Source organism: Streptomyces sp. NPDC041068 (assembly GCF_040647455.1).
In the GTDB taxonomy this organism is placed as follows: Bacteria; Actinomycetota; Actinomycetes; order Streptomycetales; family Streptomycetaceae; genus Streptomyces.
In genome coordinates this window covers 214,498-231,630 of record NZ_JBEZCG010000014.1, presented here as the reverse complement: position 1 = coordinate 231,630, position 17,133 = coordinate 214,498, and the positions used below count along the sequence as shown (strand labels likewise).

The 17,133-nt window shown below is 69.0% G+C and carries 17 protein-coding genes; 10 read left to right on the top strand and 7 right to left on the bottom strand.

Annotation, left to right across the window (positions count from 1 at the left end):
- The first annotated feature begins 362 nt into the window (after positions 1-362).
- The 5 genes from AB0B50_RS30835 (at position 363) to AB0B50_RS30815 (ending at position 3,393) form a co-directional block, all read left to right on the top strand.
- Complete coding sequence (locus tag AB0B50_RS30835; RefSeq protein ID WP_362339029.1) at positions 363-584, top strand: hypothetical protein; 222 nt, start codon at positions 363-365, stop codon at positions 582-584.
- Positions 581-1,279 carry a restriction endonuclease gene (locus AB0B50_RS30830; protein WP_362339027.1) on the top strand — a complete coding sequence of 233 codons (699 nt, stop codon included), beginning with the start codon at positions 581-583 and terminating at the stop codon, positions 1,277-1,279. The genes AB0B50_RS30835 and AB0B50_RS30830 overlap by 4 nt, the downstream gene beginning before the upstream one ends.
- A 163-nt stretch (positions 1,280-1,442) precedes the next feature.
- On the top strand, positions 1,443-2,192 hold the full coding sequence (locus AB0B50_RS30825) for a DUF317 domain-containing protein (protein ID WP_362339025.1): 750 nt from the start codon (positions 1,443-1,445) through the stop codon (positions 2,190-2,192).
- Between the two features lie 194 nt (positions 2,193-2,386).
- On the top strand, positions 2,387-2,767 hold the full coding sequence (locus tag AB0B50_RS30820) for a hypothetical protein (RefSeq protein ID WP_362339023.1): 381 nt from the start codon (positions 2,387-2,389) through the stop codon (positions 2,765-2,767).
- A gap of 248 nt (positions 2,768-3,015) precedes the next feature.
- Positions 3,016-3,393 (top strand): hypothetical protein, encoded by a 378-nt coding sequence (locus AB0B50_RS30815; protein ID WP_362339022.1) that lies wholly within the window; start codon positions 3,016-3,018, stop codon positions 3,391-3,393.
- 356 nt (positions 3,394-3,749) lie between these two features.
- Here the strand turns inward: AB0B50_RS30815 and AB0B50_RS30810 are convergent, their stop codons facing one another.
- The 6 genes from AB0B50_RS30810 to AB0B50_RS30785 all read right to left on the bottom strand — a co-directional run bounded on the left by AB0B50_RS30810 (position 3,750) and on the right by AB0B50_RS30785 (position 10,140).
- The gene (locus tag AB0B50_RS30810; RefSeq protein WP_362339020.1) at positions 3,750-4,082 is read right to left on the bottom strand and encodes a hypothetical protein; all 333 of its coding nucleotides are present in this window, start codon (positions 4,080-4,082) and stop codon (positions 3,750-3,752) included.
- Between the two features lie 143 nt (positions 4,083-4,225).
- Positions 4,226-5,953 (bottom strand): relaxase/mobilization nuclease domain-containing protein, encoded by a 1,728-nt coding sequence (locus tag AB0B50_RS30805; RefSeq protein WP_362339018.1) that lies wholly within the window; start codon positions 5,951-5,953, stop codon positions 4,226-4,228.
- Positions 5,950-6,579 carry a mobilization protein gene (locus AB0B50_RS30800; RefSeq protein ID WP_362339016.1) on the bottom strand — a complete coding sequence of 210 codons (630 nt, stop codon included), beginning with the start codon at positions 6,577-6,579 and terminating at the stop codon, positions 5,950-5,952. Before AB0B50_RS30800 ends, AB0B50_RS30805 begins: the two co-directional genes overlap by 4 nt.
- 117 nt (positions 6,580-6,696) lie before the next feature.
- The gene (locus AB0B50_RS30795; protein ID WP_362339014.1) at positions 6,697-7,683 is read right to left on the bottom strand and encodes a DUF2637 domain-containing protein; all 987 of its coding nucleotides are present in this window, start codon (positions 7,681-7,683) and stop codon (positions 6,697-6,699) included.
- Between the two features lie 415 nt (positions 7,684-8,098).
- Positions 8,099-9,661, bottom strand: a complete 1,563-nt coding sequence (locus AB0B50_RS30790) for a DnaB-like helicase N-terminal domain-containing protein (RefSeq protein WP_362339012.1) — start codon at positions 9,659-9,661, stop codon at positions 8,099-8,101.
- Between the two features lie 239 nt (positions 9,662-9,900).
- Positions 9,901-10,140, bottom strand: a complete 240-nt coding sequence (locus tag AB0B50_RS30785) for a hypothetical protein (RefSeq protein WP_362339010.1) — start codon at positions 10,138-10,140, stop codon at positions 9,901-9,903.
- 95 nt (positions 10,141-10,235) lie between these two features.
- Between AB0B50_RS30785 and AB0B50_RS30780 the strand changes: the two genes are divergently transcribed.
- The 5 genes from AB0B50_RS30780 to AB0B50_RS30760 all read left to right on the top strand — a co-directional run bounded on the left by AB0B50_RS30780 (position 10,236) and on the right by AB0B50_RS30760 (position 14,966).
- Positions 10,236-10,946, top strand: coding sequence for a helix-turn-helix transcriptional regulator (locus AB0B50_RS30780; RefSeq protein WP_362339008.1), 711 nt, complete (start codon positions 10,236-10,238; stop codon positions 10,944-10,946).
- Entirely contained in the window at positions 10,943-12,565 is a 1,623-nt protein-coding gene (locus AB0B50_RS30775; protein ID WP_362339006.1) for a tyrosine-type recombinase/integrase, read from the top strand. Before AB0B50_RS30780 ends, AB0B50_RS30775 begins: the two co-directional genes overlap by 4 nt.
- A gap of 154 nt (positions 12,566-12,719) precedes the next feature.
- Positions 12,720-13,877 carry a hypothetical protein gene (locus AB0B50_RS30770; RefSeq protein ID WP_362339004.1) on the top strand — a complete coding sequence of 386 codons (1,158 nt, stop codon included), beginning with the start codon at positions 12,720-12,722 and terminating at the stop codon, positions 13,875-13,877.
- Between the two features lie 463 nt (positions 13,878-14,340).
- Entirely contained in the window at positions 14,341-14,607 is a 267-nt protein-coding gene (locus tag AB0B50_RS30765) for a hypothetical protein (RefSeq protein WP_362339002.1), read from the top strand.
- Between the two features lie 197 nt (positions 14,608-14,804).
- Entirely contained in the window at positions 14,805-14,966 is a 162-nt protein-coding gene (locus tag AB0B50_RS30760) for a hypothetical protein (RefSeq protein ID WP_362339001.1), read from the top strand.
- Between the two features lie 576 nt (positions 14,967-15,542).
- On the opposite strand, the gene AB0B50_RS30755 is transcribed toward AB0B50_RS30760, so the two are convergent.
- Positions 15,543-17,126 (bottom strand): site-specific integrase, encoded by a 1,584-nt coding sequence (locus AB0B50_RS30755; protein ID WP_362338999.1) that lies wholly within the window; start codon positions 17,124-17,126, stop codon positions 15,543-15,545.
- Positions 17,127-17,133: the final 7 nt, after the last annotated feature.

Below are 17,133 nucleotides of genomic sequence, written 5' to 3'. Positions count from 1 at the left end.
GCGACCACGACAGCACAGCCACGCCCTCCCCTGACCGGACAAGACCGGCCCATTCGAACGTGCCCGAGCCCGGCAATAGCGTGCGCTGAGGTTTCGGGCTGCCCCGGCTCTGCGCAGTGACTGGATGCCCGGGGCGTCCGCCACCCGACCGTCCGAGAACGGTGGAAACGGCTGAAGTCAGCCGAATGGGCCATGGAAGTCGCAGGTCGCCGACTCCCCGACGCATGGGTGCGCGGCCGTCCTGACCGAAAGCGATGCACTCCCGGTGATCGATCCCTGACGTGATGTCAGTGCTGCGTGCTGTCATGCGAACTACGCGGGGATTCGCGACCAACAACCTTGGCTGGAGGGGGAGTTCTTCCATGGCGGTTCAGGTGAAGGCGCACGTGCGGGGCGGTGTCCCGGTACGAGCGCACACCAGGTCCTATCCCGGATCCGGGCGTCAGCTCACGATCGCGGCCATCGTCGCGCTCCTGGTCTGGGGAGCCTCCGAGGGCGGCATCAAGTTCGAGGGCGAGGTCAGGACGCCTCCGCCGCACCGCTCCCCTTCCACCGCTCCCGCACAGCCCGGCGGGCTCCGATGAGCCGCCGCCGCCCGGTACGGCGCACCTCGCGGCGTCGTCCGGTGCTCCGTCGTTCCAGGAAGCAGGACGAGCAGGTCGCGTTGCTGGTGGCTGCGGTCGTTGCGATCGGCCTGGTCGCCGCGGTCGTGCAGTGGCTGCTCGTGCACTGGTGGGTCCTCGCCCTCGCCGCGCTGGTCGCCACCGGCGGGGGTGGCCTGTGGTTCCGGCAGGTACGGCAGCGGGCGGAGTGGGCACGCGTCCGTGCCCAGGCCCTGCGGCTGGGTATCGCCGAGATAGATGCCCTGGATCACCGCGCGTTCGAGTTCGCCATACGGGATTTGATGCGCCGGGATGGCTGCCAGGCCGAGCAGCTTGGCGGCGCCGGGGACAACGCCTGCGATGTGCGTGCCGTCGACCCGGCGGGCCGCGTGTGGGCGATCCAGTGCAAGCATCGCCGCGACGGTGACCGTGGCTCAGCCGTCGGCGTCGGGGTGCTCCAGCAGGTCAACGGCACCGCCCGGCAGATTCATGGGGCGGACATTGCCGTCGTCCTCACCAACGGCCGCTTCTCCTCCAAGGCGATCCCCTGGGGCAGGGAGCACCGCATCCATCTCGTCGACCGCCGCATGCTCGGAGAGTGGGCCGCAGGCTCGCGCCCGCTGTGGGACCTGCTGGACCGCATCCCACCGCCGCGTCGGCCGACGCAGCTCTCCTGACTCGGGGACAGCGCAATGGCCGCAGGGTGCTTACCGGGGGCAAATCTGGTCGCCATTTCAGCAGTTCGCCGGAGGCAGACAGGAATAGCCCGGCAAGGACTGGTGCCCTGCGGAACGGCATGCCAACCTACAACGCCCTGTTGGGACTTCTACCCCCGAGCCTGTGGAGGCGCCCCTGTATCCGCACCACCCCACCACTCCCTCCCGCCCCGATACGACGGACCCGGTGTACTGGGTCACCCCGCGCCACCTTGCCGGTAACGACGGCGTCCTCGCCGAGCAGATCGGCGGCATCTTGGTCAGTCTCGGCTGGCGTATGTGGCCAACCTCCCGCAACACCCTGCTGTATGTGCGCCCGGACGGGCTGTGCGGTGCCGAGTGGATTCTCGCCGGCTATCCGTTCGAGCTGGGTGGACTGCCGGTTGCCTGGCAGCTGAGCGCCCGCCCGGATGCCGCTTCTGCGATGACGGAGTGGAACGCGTACTTCACCGCCGACGTCCCGCACGAGGCGCTCGCCGATCTCCTCGTCGCGCTCGATGCCTCTGAGGCGCCTGATGTCGGATTCGAGGGGCCGGAGTCGGTCCTTGCCGCGCTCGGTGCCCAGGGCTGGATCCGCGACGTGGACCGGCCCCGTACCACCGCTATGGACCCCGGGTTCTCCTGCAGCGTCTCTCTGGAGCCGCTGCCGCCGCTCATCCAGGACGCAGACCTCCGCCACGACCTGCTGGGCTGGCAGGCATGGGCGGAACCCGTGCTCGGCGCCCCGTATCTGTGGTGTGCCAGCTTCAGTGCCAGCGTCCCCCATGACCTGGTCGCCGCGTTCGCCTCCTCGCTCGCCTCGCCCATCCCGGTGCCCCGCCGCACGTTGCCCAAGAGCGCCGAGGGCCGGCTCAGCGTCATCCACCGCAGCTGAGCCGACCCACGGCCCTGGAGCGGCCGCTGTGCCGCTCGTTGCCGGGTCCCTGACGCGCCTGTTCCCTGACCTGCCTGTTCCCTGCCTTGATTGATGACGGAGATGGAGTTCGTATGTTCCGAATGATCCGGCGCCGTGCTCGCGCCGACCGTGAGTGGCGTGAGGCCCAGCGTGCGGGCCAGGCGATGCTTGCGATGCACGCCGAACTGCCGGCGCCCGACCTTCATGGCCCGGTCTCTGGCGCGGCCACGGCCGCTGTGCCGGAGGCGGCGGTGGTGGCCGACTTCCTGCCGCCGGACTTCCGCGCGCCGTCCCTGCAGGATGTCTCCGGGTTCATGATGCGTTGGGACCAGCCGCTCGTCATCGACGGGGAGGTCCATGCGTGCCCGACGTGCGGCGCGTACCGGAACTGGGTCGTCTTCAACATGCGCGACGGTGCGATCTGGCTGCGCTGCCAGGCCGACCACTACACGCGTGAGCGGCGTCTGGATTCGGCCTGGTACAACCGCAACTCCGGTCCGGCCGACTGCTACCACCCGAATCTTGAGGACGGCCTGCGCCACCTCGGCCACTGAATCCCCAGAAACCCGACTCCCCTGTTCCTGCGTATCGCCGGCGCCTGGAGGGCCGGCCCAGTCAGACCGTCCGCTCGGCACCAACTCTGGGGTTTCACATGCGCTTTCACACCACAGCCGTCCTCCACCTGAGTGCCCTCGCTGTCCTGGCCCTGGCAGGCTGCTCTGTCGGCAGCACTCCCGCCACGGCCCCGACCTCCTCGGCTGCTGCCCGCCAGGGGCACAGGAGTACCCCGGCGGGCACGCCTTTGTCCTCGGCCGCGCTGCGTGATCGGCTCCTGGACGAGAGCGACCTGGGCGAGGGCTACATCCGCAGGCTGGAACAGCCCGAGCGGCACGACGACGTCACGGTGACTGGTTGCCCCGCGCTGGCCAAGCTCGGCGAGGCAGCGGCTGGGGGCAGCCTCACCTTCCCTCGCCAGGCGAAGGTGTCCTTCACGTACGCGGGCGGCAGCGGTTCGGAGCTGGCAGAGGAGCTGTACAGCGCCACCAAGGGGGAGCTCTCCCGCGGCGTGAGCCGGATCGTCGAGGCGATGACGGCTTGCTCGGCCTACGAAGTGCTCGCTGGTGGCACTCCTGTCACGGTCGTGCCGCGGAGGGTGCCTGCCCCGCGGGGGGGGGGATGAGCGGTGGAGCCATCTGCTCACCTTTACTACTGGTGGGCGCAGCAGCGTCGTCAAGCAGACGGCCGTACGCATCGGGACGGTCGTCGTGGTGCTCTCGGGGTCGGCCGCGCTGGTCGATGCCCATGTGGAGAAGGCAGTGGCGAAAGCCCGTGTGACCACGTGAGTTGCGTGGGTATGCCGCAGGCCCGACCGGTGTTTCCGGTCGGGCCTGCGGCATGTGCGGGGGGCGAGGGTCGGCTGTGATGGGCGCGTGGTGTTGAGGGTGCTGGCCGACCAGATGGACGGGTGCGGCTGGTGGCGGGGAGCACTTGTGGCCGCCGGCCGCCGGGTTTCGTGCTGGGGCCTTGTCTGTGTGCTCAGTCCCCGTGCGGGAGACGGTCGGCGCCTGCAGCGACGATGTTGGCCAGCCGGTCGTACTCGAGCATGTCCTCGTGGGTCATGAAGGGGATGAGGACTTCACTGTGGGAGACGACGTACCTGAGCAGAAGCTCGACCAGTTTCCGTGCGGCTGCTGCGGCCTCGGTTCCGGCTTCGGGGTTGTGGACATACACGCCGGCGGCCTGGAGCTCTTCGATGGTGGCGTCACGGATGATGGCCTGTTCCTCCTCGGTGAAGAGGCGTCCGTCGAGGTGGCGGTAGACGAGGGAATCCTCAGGGCGGTTGAAATCCGTGTCGAACAGCAGGGCCATGACATGGGGGCGAGGGGTGGATGCGGGCATAGGGGTTCTCCTCACAGGGGTGGGGTGGGGTGGGGGTGCTTGGTTCAAGGCTCCGGAGAATCCCCGGTTTCGGTAACCGGGGATCATCGGCTATGTTCCGGCGACTTGTGCGGTCATCGCCGACGAGCGGAGGCGTTCGCCGACCGGGCCACCGGCTGTGTGGCAGGCGCGGGGGAGAGGGTGCGTCGGCCCGCTTGCTGGGGGCTGTGCGGGGCGTATCCGGGCAGGTTGGCGGTGCGGCGCAGGCGCCAGAGGAGGACATCGCTGATGGATTCGGCGGTGTCCAGCTCCCGGCGGGCGGCGGCCTCTTCGAGGAGGGCGTGGGGATCGTGGCCTGCCTGCGTGGCGTCGGCGAGGGTGGCGGCCAGGGCATCCCAGCCGGGCTCGGCCAGGATGGTCTCGGCGAGCTCGGGCAGGGCTGCGCGCACGGTGGTGGCGTGGTGGCGGCGCAGGGACGGGGCGATACGGCGGCCCCGCTCGCGCAGCACCATGAGAGGTTCACCGGCGGCCTGCTGGTAGGCCGCTTGCAGGTGCTCGGCGGCCCGGTGGGCGGCCTCGGCCTGCTGGGCGTGCTGGCGCTGGGCGTGCCAGTGCGCGACGGCGATGGCGAGGAAGAAGAGCATGTCGATGGCCATCGCGGTGCCGGCGCCGTCCTCACTCCGGCCCAGTGCGGGCCCGCTGTTGACCAGGTCGCGGGCGGCGCGGCGCAGGTCTTGGGCGTGGCGGAACTGTTCTCGGGTGTGGGAGAGGGCGGCCCGCTCGAACTCCCAGGCTGCCTGACGTAGTTCGCTGCGGGTGTTCAGGGCTGAGGTCTTGGCGAGGGCGTTGAGGACCTCGCCGGTCGCGGCAATCTGGGCGGCCACGGTGCCGTCGTCGCCGCTGTGGTCAATCACGAGCAGCGCCGCCCAGGCCGTGTGGGCGGTGGTGCGCCGGGCCGCGGCAGGTGCCGACGCACTGGCGGCAGGGTTCTCCGGCCGCTCGCTGTCGGCGGTCTCGGGTGTGGCGGGTCCGGTGGTGAAGCGTTTCTGGACGCGGGGCAGGGACAGGTCGGGTGCGAGGGTGGAGCCCGCGTAGAAGACCGGCTTCTTGCCCTTGGCGTGGTCGTCGGGCAGGGCGACCTTGTAGCCCTGCAGGTCCCCGGAGGGCAGCACCTTGGTCTGCACGAGGAGCCCGGCGTCCTTGAGTCGGCCGAGGAACTCCTCTGTGGAGGTGGCACCCGCGAGTGCGCGGCGGACGGTCTCGCGCAGTTCCTCGCGGGCGGGGCGGTCGCGGCCCTGGCGTTCGGCCTTGTGGCGTTCGGCGCTGGTGGGAGGCTTGGGGGCGGTGCCGTCGCCGGGGGTGACGCGGTGGAGGCCGTAGTCGGCTTCGATGCGGCGGGCCTCTTGCTGGGCGCGTTTGCCGGAGCGGTGGTGGTCGGGGCGGCGGCCGTCTTCGCGTACGAGGGTGGCGATGATGTGGATGTGGTCATCTGCGTGGCGCACGGCTGCCCAGCGGCAGCCCGCGCCGTCGCCGGGGTCGATGCCGGTGGCCGCGACGGTGCGGCGGGCGATGTCGGCCCACTGCTCGTCGCTCAGGATCGGGTCGTCGGGGGCGGCACGCACCGAGCAGTGCCACACGTGCTTGTCGGGGCGTCGGTCTTGGTCGAGCAGGTGGAGGGGCTGGTCGAGGAGCTGCTGGAGGTCCTCCTTCGTGGCCTTGGGGTCGCGGCCGGGGTCGGGGGCCATGTGGTCGAAGGAGGCGACCAGGTGCGGGTCGACGTGTTCCTCGTTCGTGCCCTTGCTGTAGAGGTAGCGGAGCAGGCCCAGGGTGCTGCTGCCCTGGCGGTGGATGCTGGGGATCAAGCCGCCTCACCCTCTTGCTCCTGGTGGGTGACCCGGTCGGCGGCCTCCTTCACGGCGTTGGCCGCATGCCGGATGTCGGCGAGCACCTCTCCCAGATGCGGTACGTCGCCACCGGAGTTGAGGGCCTTGGCGACCTGGTTGAGATTGCTGCCAGCCCAGCCGAGCTGGCGGCGCATGGCGAACAACTCGGTCAGCACGTCGCGGTCGGTGGCGATGGTCGCGGCGGTGCGGGACTGGTCACGGGCGGCGGCCAGCGCGGAGTGAGCGAGGAAGCCGGCCACACTCATGCCGACGGCGTCGGCGCCGGCCTGGATGAGGGCATGCTCTTGATCGCTGAGGCGGACGCTCTGGGCGGGACGCTGCTTCTTGTCGCGCGGACGCGCCTTCCCCTTGATCTTCGTCCGGCGCTTACGGCCGGTCTTTCCTGGCTGCGATCCGCCCTCGGTCGCAGCCTTCCCGTCCGGCGCCCCCTGGCGCCGGACGGGCCCCGCCACCCCCGGGGCGGGGTCGGGTTCGGACGCTCCCCCTGCGGGGGAGTGTCCGAACCTCCAACTTGCTGTGCGTGTGACGGGGGTGGCGGTCATCTGCTGCTGCGCTGCGAGGGGTTCGTGATGCGGATCGTGCATGGGTCGGTTCTCCGTGGGGTGCTGGTGTCGAGGGCCACACTGTCCGGCCTCGGTAGCCCCGCGTTGTCCCCTGAAGGGACACAGGGCCAGCCGCGAGGGTGAGGTGAGCGTGAGGAATCAGGCGGTGCCAGCAAGGGTGTTGGGCGAGTCCTGCTGCTGGGAGGCGGCTTCGTCAAATCCGTCGAGAGGTTCAGCTTTGGAGCCGTCGTGCGCTGCGGTATCGGCCTGGCCGGTGCGCTCGGCCTTCAGCTGGTTGCGCACGGTGGGGGCACGCTTCTGGCTGATGCGTAGTTCGTCGCGCAGACGCTTGGCGGTCAGCTGGTCGTCGCTCCAGTCGGCGGTCAGGAGTCGGGCCTCGTCGAGGACTTCGGCGTCGGTGCGTTTGCGGGGACGGTCGGCGGTCGATTCGGCGGCGCGGACTCGACTGGTCGCCCGACGCGGGGCGGCTCCGGTCGACTCCGCCACGGCGGCCGACCGGGGCGGTCGGGCAGCGGGGGCCGACCTGTTGGCCTCGGTCAGCCTCGTCATGGGCGCCTCGGCGAGCTTCACGGGGGCCGACTCGGTCGGCTGCTCGGGGGCCAATTCGACCTGGTCAGACCTCGACCGTGTGGCCTGCTCGTCAGCTTGTTGGCTGACCGACTGGTCAGAGGCCGTGTCGGCGGAGTCGGCTGACTCGGCCGGGTTGTGGTGCAGCACTTTCGCTACGAGGTCCGACCCGAAGTAGATCGATCCAACCGGGAGTGAGGTCGCCAGCAGCACGAGGGCCCAGTTCACAGGGTCCTGGTCGGCCAGTCGGCCCTGCTGGGTCGACATGGTGTGCAGGGCTGGGATGAGGCCGTGCACGTAGTTCAGCAAGAGGCTGGCGATCGCGTAGGCCGCCAGGACCCGCAGCGCGAACTTCCGGTCGGGACCGGTGAGCACGAGCGTGGCGACCAGAGCGAGGGCCATCAGCCCGTCGATCACGATCGGGTAGAGCAGGGCGGCGGTGGAGTCGGCGCCGATGGCGCGGGCCACGTCGGACAGCGCGTTCCACGAGACCCGGAAGGCCATGAGGACGACGGCCACCAGGCCGACGACGAGGATGATGCGTGTCGCGAGGCCCACGCGACGGCCCCCAGCGAGTGCGGGTGCTCGGCCAGCATCGCCAGGGCCGTCATGCTGGCGAGGATCTCGTCCTCGGCGGCTGAGGCGAGCGGTGACCAGGGCAATGCCAGCGCGGATGCTGTGGCTGTTGCGTGTGGCTGCCGGGGCGCTTGGGGCAGGGGAGGGCAAGGGCAGGCTCCAGGGTGGGGAAGTGGGGCTTGTGCGGTGGCTTGAAGATCGGGGCGCTTACGCTGCCCCCTCTCTAAAGAGGGGGCAGCGCGTAGGCGCTGGGCGCCGTAGCGGGCATACAGTCGCGCGTAAGCGTCTGACCTGCGGTTTCGCGGATTTCGTACGCGGTGTAGGCGCCGCGTAGGCGGTTTTGGCGGGCCAGGGCGCGTACGGGACCGCGTACGCGGTTCAAGGGGGCCGCGGGAGGTCAGGAGACAACGGCCATGGGGCGTGCGGTGGCCCTCCACACGGTGGCTTTGCCGCCGCCCGCGCCACCCCCAGCACCCTTGTCCTGCTCGGCGTGCCCGGTCTTGACCAGGGCGTCCAAGCGGCGCCTGGCCTTCGCGACGTCCGCCGGGTCGGGGTTAGCCTCGCCGGTGATCTCCTCCGCCAGCTGGCGGGCCGTCATCCCCTTCGGCCCGGCCTGGCGCATCAGCGTGAGCGGGTCGAGGGTGTCCTCGACGCGGGAGAGCCCGCGGGCGTGGTCGTGGACGACGGGCAGGGGGCCGATCTCCTCATTGAGCGTCTTGAGGTGGTGCAGCTTGACGATCGGATCACCCGCCGCGCCGGCGAGGAAGAGGACGCTGCCCGCTCCGGCGGTGAACCAGGCCGAGCCGTAGACCTGGTCGAGGACGGGGCGTTGGTTGCGTGAGGCATCCGCGCCCTGTTTGCGCTGGTGGTGCAGCTCCAGGAGCTGGACTCCGTCGCGGATCAGCTGCTGGCGGGCGTTGTTGTAGGCGATGCCCGCCTCGTCGTCGGTGAGTTTGCCGACGACGTCCTTGAGGCTGTCGATCACCACGGTGTCTGCGCCGTGCTCGGCGGCTAGGTCGGCCAGCAGCTGCGGCTCAGCGGTCAGGGAGGCGGGCAGCGGACCGGACCAGAACACCAGCCGCCGCTGAAGGATCTCCTTGTCGGCCGGGTGCACGACGCGGTTGAAGGCGCGGGCGAGCTGGCTGGGCCGGTCCGCCGCGATGTAGAGCACCTTCTTGCCCTCCTTGACCGGCATGTCCAGCACCTGGGCCAGCAGGCCGAGGCGGGCCAGGACGAGCTGCTGGGCGATCGTGGACTTGCCCACGCCGGGCGGGCCGACCAGCATCAGGCTCTCCCCGGCCTCCCAGGCGGCCTTGCCGCGCTGACCCCAGATGGGGTCGGCCTCTTCGGGGGTGGAGGTCACGAAGCTCCAGCCGTCCTCGGCGTATTGCTGCAGCCGCCCGCCCGCGCTGTGGCGTGAGCGGACCGCGAGCTCCTGGACCGCGGTGTTGACCAGCGCGCGGACCTCCTCGGGGTCCGCGCCCTCCGCGGTGACGCCCTGCAGCACTCGTACCGCCATGCTGTGCATGGCCCGCAGGTCCGCCAGCTGCCGCACGATGCCCGCGTAATACTCGGCCCCACCAACGGGGGCACCGGTGGCCATGGCATGCAGATACGCGGGGCCGCCCACCCGTTGCAGGTCACCCGTGCGCCGCAGCTGGTGGGTGAGCGCGATGGGGTCGGTGGGCGCGCCCTGGCGCCGCAGCTCCAGCAGGGCCTGCCAGATGGCGGTGTGCGCGGGCGCGTAGAAGTCCGACGGCTCGATGAGCTGGCGGACCTCGTCGATGGCCTCCATGCGGAACATGCACTCGCCGAGCACGGCCTTCTCGGCCTCCGGGTTCCTGGGCATGTTCATCGGCATGCCGGTGAACATGCCCCCCGTGGCCTCCGGCGTGGAGGAGTGGGGAAAGTGCGCTGCGGAGAGCGTGGTGGTTGGTGCGGTGCCCGTAGGCTTGGGCATAGGGGTACCTCCCCGAGGTGCATCAGGCCCTGCCAGGCCGCACTTCGGTTGGTCGCTGTGAATGGGTGGTCATACGAGGAGCCCTCTGGGGCCTCCGGCGTGCCATCGCCGGAGGCTCGTTCGCTGTGCGCGGCGGCTCCACTCCCGCGAGGGAACACGGACAGTACGTCCACGTCCTGCCACAGTCCAGCGTTTCTGTGTCAGCTCAGCGCAGACACGTCTGCTACGCGCTCGCTCGCTCAAGCGGCCAGGCCCAGCAGGGCCAGCAGGTCGGCGGTCACGACCCGGTAGGCGTTGCCCAGCCGCAGCACCTTGCACGGGTACTGGCCCCGCTTCGCAAGCTCGTACCCCTTGCTCCGTCCCAGCCCCAGCGCCCGGTTACCTGTCTCCAGGTCAACAGCGACGGGCAGGGTCAGCAGCTCCTCCCGGCTCATGCCCTTCACGCCGGTCTCGCGGCCGACGGTCTCGTTCTCTCGCATACACGCGTCCATCCATGACTGAGCCCTCGGCGAACACGACGATCGCGCACGTCTCCCGGCCCTGATATCAACGCTAAGCGAGCTACTGTGTCTCCATGACACAACACCGTTCGGACCATGGATACGAGAAGGACGACGTCGAGGACGACGAGGACGACGTCCTCGAATGGGCGGACCAGGTCATGGCCACCGTGGCCGCCGAAGTCCGCAGACGACGGAAGGAACTGCGTTGGAGCGCACAGGACTTGGCCGACAAGTGCGAGGAGATCGGCCACCCCATCCCCCGCAACGTGATCGCCAACATGGAGTCCGGACGCCGCTCCAACCTGCCCCTGGTCGACGTCATGGTCCTGGCCCAGGCCCTGAACACGCCCCCCATCTGCCTCATCTATCCCGTCGGCTACATCGACGATGTGCAGCGCCTCCCTCTCCAGCACCCCACCTCAACGCTGAACGCCCTGAGCTGGTTCACCGGGGAGGGTGCCGCACTCGGCACGGACAACGACATGCTGCGCTACTTCCGCGCCCACCAGGCCGCCGAGGAGCAGCTCCGGAACGCACAGGGCGACGAGGAGTACGCGCGCTACCACGCCGAGACCGCGCCGAACGCCGACCGGAAGGCCGAGGCCCTCCGCACCCAGGCCCATGCCGCCCAGGAGGCTGCGACCGCCAAGAGCCGTCTGCGCCGGGTCCGCGCCTTCATCCGGAAGGACGGCGTCACGCCTCCCTACCTGTGGCCCGACCTCGCCGCCGAAATCGACCCGCCCGGAACCGACCCCAACACCACCGAGGAGATTGATCTTTGAAGGGCTCCACCCACCGCCGCTGCTACTGCCGCGACCCCAAGACCGGCAAGCCGCTCGGCAAGAACTGCCCCAAGCGCGCCAGCCGCAAGCACGGCTCGTACTCCATACGCCAGGAACTGCCACCCCACGAAGACGGCACCCGTCGCGCCTTCAACCGCAGTGGCTACGAGTCTCTCAAGGCTGCCCAGGCCGACCTCGACCACATCCGCTCTCTCATCGGTCTAGCCGACTCGGACGACGCCGACAGCATCACCCGTCTCGTCGCGATGCTGGAGGAGATCGTTGCCGAGAAGGCACCCCTGCCCGACGTCGAGGAGACGAGGCGGCGCCTCAACGCGGGCATAGCCCTCCGCGGCAGCCTCACCGTCGGCGAGTGGCTCGACAGCTGGTTCGCCGCGAAGAAGCGCCGCAAGACCACGCTCAACGGCTACGCCTCGCACATACGCGTCCACCTCAAGCCGCGCATCGGGCACGTCCGCCTCGACCGCCTCAACGTCGGTCACCTGGTGGAGATGTTCGACGCCATCGCCGACGCCAACGAGGTCATCGCGGCCGAGAACCAGGCCCGCCGCGAACAGATCGCCCGCTGCAAGCCGAGCAAGCCCGGCCGCCCCGTCGCCGCCGAGCGGGAGCGCCTCGCCCCCGAGCGCGCGAAGCTCGCCGAGATGAAGCCGTTCCGGAAGGTGAGCGGCCCCAGCACCTGGCAGGCCATCCGCCGCACCCTGCGCGCCGCGCTGAACTCGGCTATCGCTCAGCAGCTCATCACCTTCAACCCGGCCGCCCACGTCGAACTCGCATCGGGCAAGCGGCCGAAGCCCCTGCTGTGGACCGACGAGCGCGTACGGCGCTGGCGCGAGACGGGCGAGATACCCGGTCCGGTCATGGTCTGGACGCCTCAGCAGTTCGGTGTCTTCCTGGACGCGGCCGAGGAGGACCGGCTCTACGCGATCTTCCACCTCATGGGCTCCCGCGGCCTGCGCCGAGGCGAGGCAGTCGGCCAGGACTGGCACGAGATCGACCTCGACGCCGGCCTCATCACTCCGGCCAAGGAGATCGTGGTCGACGGCTGGGACCCGTACGAGTCCGAGCCGAAGACCGACGGCAGCGCGAACACCATCGCGCTGGACTCCGCGAACGTCACCGTGCTCCGCGACCACAAGGCTCTCCAGGACAAGGAGCGCGCCAAGTGGGGCACCGCCTGGCAGGACACGGGCAAGGTCTTCACCCAGGAAGACGGCTCCTGGCTGCACCCTGAGACGGTCTCCGAGACCTTCCGCCGCATTCTCGCGACGACCGACCTCCCGCCCATCACGCTTCGCGACCTGCGCCACGTCGCGGCGACCCTCACCCACGGCGGTGGCGGCGACATCCACGCGGTGAAGGAGACCCTGCGGCACTCCACCATCACGCTCACCTCGGACACGTACACGAGTCTGCTCCCCGAGGTCGACCGCGAGATCGCCGAGAAGGCCACGGGCCTGATCCCTCGGGCCCGGAAGACCGGAACATCCGCTGACGAGAGCCCTTCTGATGCCTCGTCCGCTCATGCATCACTCGCGCACGAGCCGGAGGGCGAAGAAGCGTCGGAGCCCACCGAGTCGGACTCGGATGCCGCGTAGGCGCCGTGGACCACGACGTGGATTCCTCCTGTCGCTGGTTGCTGCCGGGCGGACGGCGGGAACGCGTTGTCAGTGCCGTCGGGTACGAATGTGTCTGCACGTGACCACTGACCACGGTCACGGATACGCAGATTCAGATGGGGTGGGTTAACACATGACTGACCAGTCGGTCTTCGTCCTGGGTGAGGGCTTCCACGCTCTCGAGCCGACCGCGTTCGAGACCGAGGCGGAGTTCCAAGAACTCCTCGCCCGGCATCCGCGGGTCCTTGACTTCGGTTCGCTCGCGGACGGCCAGCCGTTGCGGCTGGTGCTCGTGGCGCGGGAGATGGGGGTCGCAACGAGCGCGGAGAGCGGCCCTACGTACTGGCTGGACCACCTCTTCGTCGACGCTGATGGGGTTCCGACCCTGGTGGAGGTCAAGCGGGCGACCGACACCCGAATACGTCGAGAAGTCGTAGGGCAAATGCTCGACTACGCGGCGAATGGAGCCCGTTACTGGCCAGCCGCCCTGCTGCAGCGCTCCTTCGAGGAGACCTGCGCGGCGGATGGCAGGTCCGTGGAGGAGGCGTACGCGGAACTCCTCGGCGAGCAGTCCCCGGAGGACTTCTGGACGACGGTCGAGGAACGGCTGGCGGCCGGACAGATGCGTCTGCTCTTCGTCGCCGACCGCATCCCGTTGGAGCTGCGGGCGATCGTCGAATTCCTCAACCGGCAGATGCGGCAGACCGATGTGTACGCGGTCGAGCTGACCCAGTACCGAGGCGGAGGCGACCTACGGGTCCTCGTGCCGCGCATCCATGGAGAAGTTGCTACGGCGGCGAAGTCCCCAACCGGCCGTCGTGGCAGCCAGCGGACGACACGGACGGATATGGATGCGGCACTGCGCGATCACCTCACCCCGGATCTGCGACGCGCAGCGTCAGAGCTGCTCGATCACGCGACCTCGATGGGGCGGCTGGAGGGCGGCACGGCCAAGTACCCGAGCATGTCCGCCCACTATCGGGCCGGGGACCGACAGGTACCGATCTGGACTCTGTCCTTGCACGACAGCGAAAAGACCGAACTCGGCTTCAGCTTCGCGTCGATCACCCACCATCTCGGTCTTGACGTCGCAGCCGCGTTCGCGGATTCTCTGCCGGCCGTCGGTGAGTTGAAGGCGAAGCTGGAGGTGCAGCCCGAAAAGGGCTACAAGGGGTGGCCGACCGTGCCCTTGACTGATCTTGCATCCGAACCTGGAGCGGTGACGAGGGTCCTGACCGCGATACAGGAACTCGTGGAAGGACAGGATTCCTCCGCCTCTGCCTCCGCCTGACCGACACCGCTGCCCCGGCTGTGGGGCTCGGAGGCTATGTACCACTCACGCCCGTCCTGGACCTGAGCCTATGGTGTGCCGGCCATGGCCACTGTCCTAGATCCAGGCATCGGAGGTCGTAGTCGTGCGCCCGCGGAGTTCATCCGGGAACTGATCGTGCAGGGCGCCCACGGGGAACACGCTCAGGCACCAGCCCGCGGTGCCCAGCTCGGCCACCCTCCGGCCATGGACGAGGACATGGTTTGGCACGCTCGCGTCACCGCCGACGGGACTCACTCATCATCAGGGACGCCCCAGCGCTGCCCTCGCCCCGGTTTTGCCCGCTCATGATCTCCAGCAGTCGCAGCGTGTGTCGGCCTCGGAGTTCGCTTGACAGGCTTGTGGCCGACAGCTGGGGCACTTCTGGATGTCGTCTCGTTCGATGTGCCAGCCCGCGAACGCTACGCGTGCAAGGCAATGGGACATGATCCGCCGCATGTTCTCCTGGGACATCATGGGGCCCGAGATCATGGTCTGGTCCATGGCTGGTACCTCGACTTCCCCGCTGCGTCGCGCGCCGCATCCATCGCAGCTCAACACCACCACCCCCTACAGTGGGGCGCTTCTCATCGCCGATGCCGATCGCAAGCATGCGCCAGAAGTACGCCACTTCACTGGGCCGGGCGAAGACGACGCGCTGCGCCGAGGGAACGTTGCCCATTCGGCGTCGCAGGTGTCGGCCCAACTGTGACAGCTCCAGTTCTCCCGATACCGAGAATGCTCCATCGCCTCACCCGACGTCGCGAGAGCTTGACAGCCCTGTGAGCTGCGAAAACAGGAGTGTCAGACGGATTTTCGCGAGAGTTGCGTGGCTTGGCCCCTCCTCCTCCAACCTCTCTCACGGCTCCGGAGCCACCCATCCGACCGCTCTATCCGTGGGAGAACGCAATGCACATTGGGCCCGATGTCCTGGCCCTCGTCGTGGCAACGGCAATCGCTGCTGCCTTCGGGGCGTATGTCACGCACCAACACCCGACCATCGCGAAGCCGCTGATGGTCGCCATCGCCATCGTGACCGTCATCGTGACCGCGGCGGGAATGGCCTCGTAGCTCCGAAGCCCCAGGGGTGGCCCGCCTGGCAGGCCACCCCTCTCCGGCGCAGCGTGCTGTGCGCTGCGGCACTCCACCACCACGCTCACCTCGGGCACGTATATGAGCCTGCCCTGCGAGATCGCCGAGAAGGCCGCGAACCTGATTCCCCGGGCCCGGAAGGCCGAGGTATCCGCTGACGAGAGCCCTGATGATGCCCCGTCCGCTCACGCATCGCTCACGCACGCGCCGGAAAACGAAGAAGCGTCCGAGCCCACCGAAGTGGACCCGGACGCTGCATAGCAGGTCAGAGGGGGTTTTCCTCGCCCTGCCTGAGGTAGACCGTGTGGGACTCGAACCCACAACCAATGGATTAAAAGTCTCCGGAGAGGCCGAAACGATCACTGTCGGGCCGTTCCGGATCGTGCCGCCGAGTGCCGCAGCATAGGTAAAACAGCAGGTCATGCCTAGTTCAGACGTGATGGTCCATGACGGACCATGCGCCCTCTCCGGCACCGTTTGGCAGCATCCGGGCCAGCAGCGGGCCAGCAAAAAGGCCCTGCCACCTGCGGTGACAGGGCCCGTTCGCCGACCACGCTACGCCGCTGGTTCCTCCGTGGCACGCCTCCGTGCGCGCGGCACGGCCGCCGCCGCGCGCTCGGTCAAGTCCTGCTCGTACTCCTCGAACAGTTCCATGTACGTGTCCGAGGTCAGCGCGATGGTGGAGTGACGCAGCTTCTTCTTGGCGTCGTGCAAGTCGCCGCCTCCGGCCTTCACGAGTCCGGCGGCACTGTGGCGAGTGTCGCGGAGGTTGACCGGCGGAAGGTCAGCCCTCTTCACGATCTTGTCGAACTCCCGGCTCACGACGTCCGGGTGAAGCCAACTGCCGTCCTCGGCGGTGAACACCTTCCCCGTGTTCTGCCAGTCGGCCACGTCCTTGCCCGCTTCCCGCTCCCTCGCCGCCATGGCGTTCCAGGCGTCGCGCTCTGCGGACTGGCGAACCCTGTGTTCATTCAGCACGAGCACAGTGCCGTAATCGATCATGACCGAGGCCGCCGAGCCGTCCGTCTTCGGCGCGGTCTCAATCGGCGTCCACCCATCGACGACGATCTCGGTAGTCACGTCCACCCGTGGCGGTGCCTGCTCAAGGTGGCAGTCCGCCCACCCCTGGCCCACACCCTCGCCACGACGCAGGCCGTGATGAGTGATCAGGTGATAGAGGGCGTAGAGCCTATGGCCCTCGGCCGCGTCCAGGAACTCACCGAGCAGTTCGGGAGTCCACACCATGACGGGCCCCGGAACCTCGCCCGTCTCTCGCCAACGCGCTATCCGCTCGGCGGTCCACAGAAGGCCCTTGGGCCGAGCCGCCGCCTCCAACTCGACGTGGGCCGCTGCGTTGAACGTGATCAACTGCTGCGCAATCGCCTTGTTCAGGGCGGTGCGCAGCGTCCGGCGGATCGCTTGCCGAGTCGATGGGCCGTTCGCCTTGCGGTACGGCTTCATTTCATCGAGCTTGGCGCGCTCCGCTGCGAGCCGTTGGCGCTCGCTGGCAGGCGGGCGTCCCGGCTTCCCCCACCGGCAACGCGCTTCCTGCTCGCGCCGGGCCTGATTCTCCGCACGGATCACGTCGGACTCGTCGGCGATGGCGTCGAACATCTCCTGAACGTGGCCGACCGACAGACGGTCGAGGCGGAGGTGCCCTAACCGCGGTTTCAGGTGCACGCGGATGTGCGAGGCATAGCCGTTGTTCGTCGTCTTCCGGGTCTTCTTGGCGGCGAACCACTTGTCGAGCCACTCGCCGACGGTCATCTTGCCGTCGAGCGGCACACCGACCCCGAGACGGCGAGAGACCTCGGCAGGCGCCGGGATCGACGCCCGGCGCTTGGCTACGTCGGCCAGAAGGTCACCGACTCGCTGCTGCGCATCCTGGTCATCCCCCGCAAGGTCGAGGATGGCGCGGACGCGATCGAGGTCGGCCTGTGCATCCTTGACCTTGTCGTATCCGGTGCGGCGGAACGTACGGCGCTTGCTGTCGGCGTCGCGTGGCAGTTCTTGGCGTATCGCCGGGCGCCCATGAGTGCGCTTCGCGAGGTCCGGGCACGCGGCGCCCAGGAGCCTTCCGTTGCCATCTCGGCACTCACACCGCCTGTAGACGGCACCTCCGCGGCGGCTACCGGCCATTGATCCG

Coding starts and splice junctions, on each gene's coding strand:
- AB0B50_RS30830 (WP_362339027.1), top strand. CDS start 581: ATGAGCCGCCGCCGCCCGGTACGGCGCACCTCGCGGCGTCGTCCGGTG.
- AB0B50_RS30810 (WP_362339020.1), bottom strand. CDS start 4,082: ATGGCCCTGCTGTTCGACACGGATTTCAACCGCCCTGAGGATTCCCTC.
- AB0B50_RS30760 (WP_362339001.1), top strand. CDS start 14,805: ATGCACATTGGGCCCGATGTCCTGGCCCTCGTCGTGGCAACGGCAATC.
- AB0B50_RS30790 (WP_362339012.1), bottom strand. CDS start 9,661: ATGCCCAAGCCTACGGGCACCGCACCAACCACCACGCTCTCCGCAGCG.
- AB0B50_RS30800 (WP_362339016.1), bottom strand. CDS start 6,579: ATGCACGATCCGCATCACGAACCCCTCGCAGCGCAGCAGCAGATGACC.
- AB0B50_RS30770 (WP_362339004.1), top strand. CDS start 12,720: ATGACTGACCAGTCGGTCTTCGTCCTGGGTGAGGGCTTCCACGCTCTC.
- AB0B50_RS30765 (WP_362339002.1), top strand. CDS start 14,341: ATGATCCGCCGCATGTTCTCCTGGGACATCATGGGGCCCGAGATCATG.
- AB0B50_RS30755 (WP_362338999.1), bottom strand. CDS start 17,126: ATGGCCGGTAGCCGCCGCGGAGGTGCCGTCTACAGGCGGTGTGAGTGC.
- AB0B50_RS30820 (WP_362339023.1), top strand. CDS start 2,387: ATGCACGCCGAACTGCCGGCGCCCGACCTTCATGGCCCGGTCTCTGGC.
- AB0B50_RS30780 (WP_362339008.1), top strand. CDS start 10,236: ATGACACAACACCGTTCGGACCATGGATACGAGAAGGACGACGTCGAG.
- AB0B50_RS30835 (WP_362339029.1), top strand. CDS start 363: ATGGCGGTTCAGGTGAAGGCGCACGTGCGGGGCGGTGTCCCGGTACGA.
- AB0B50_RS30785 (WP_362339010.1), bottom strand. CDS start 10,140: ATGCGAGAGAACGAGACCGTCGGCCGCGAGACCGGCGTGAAGGGCATG.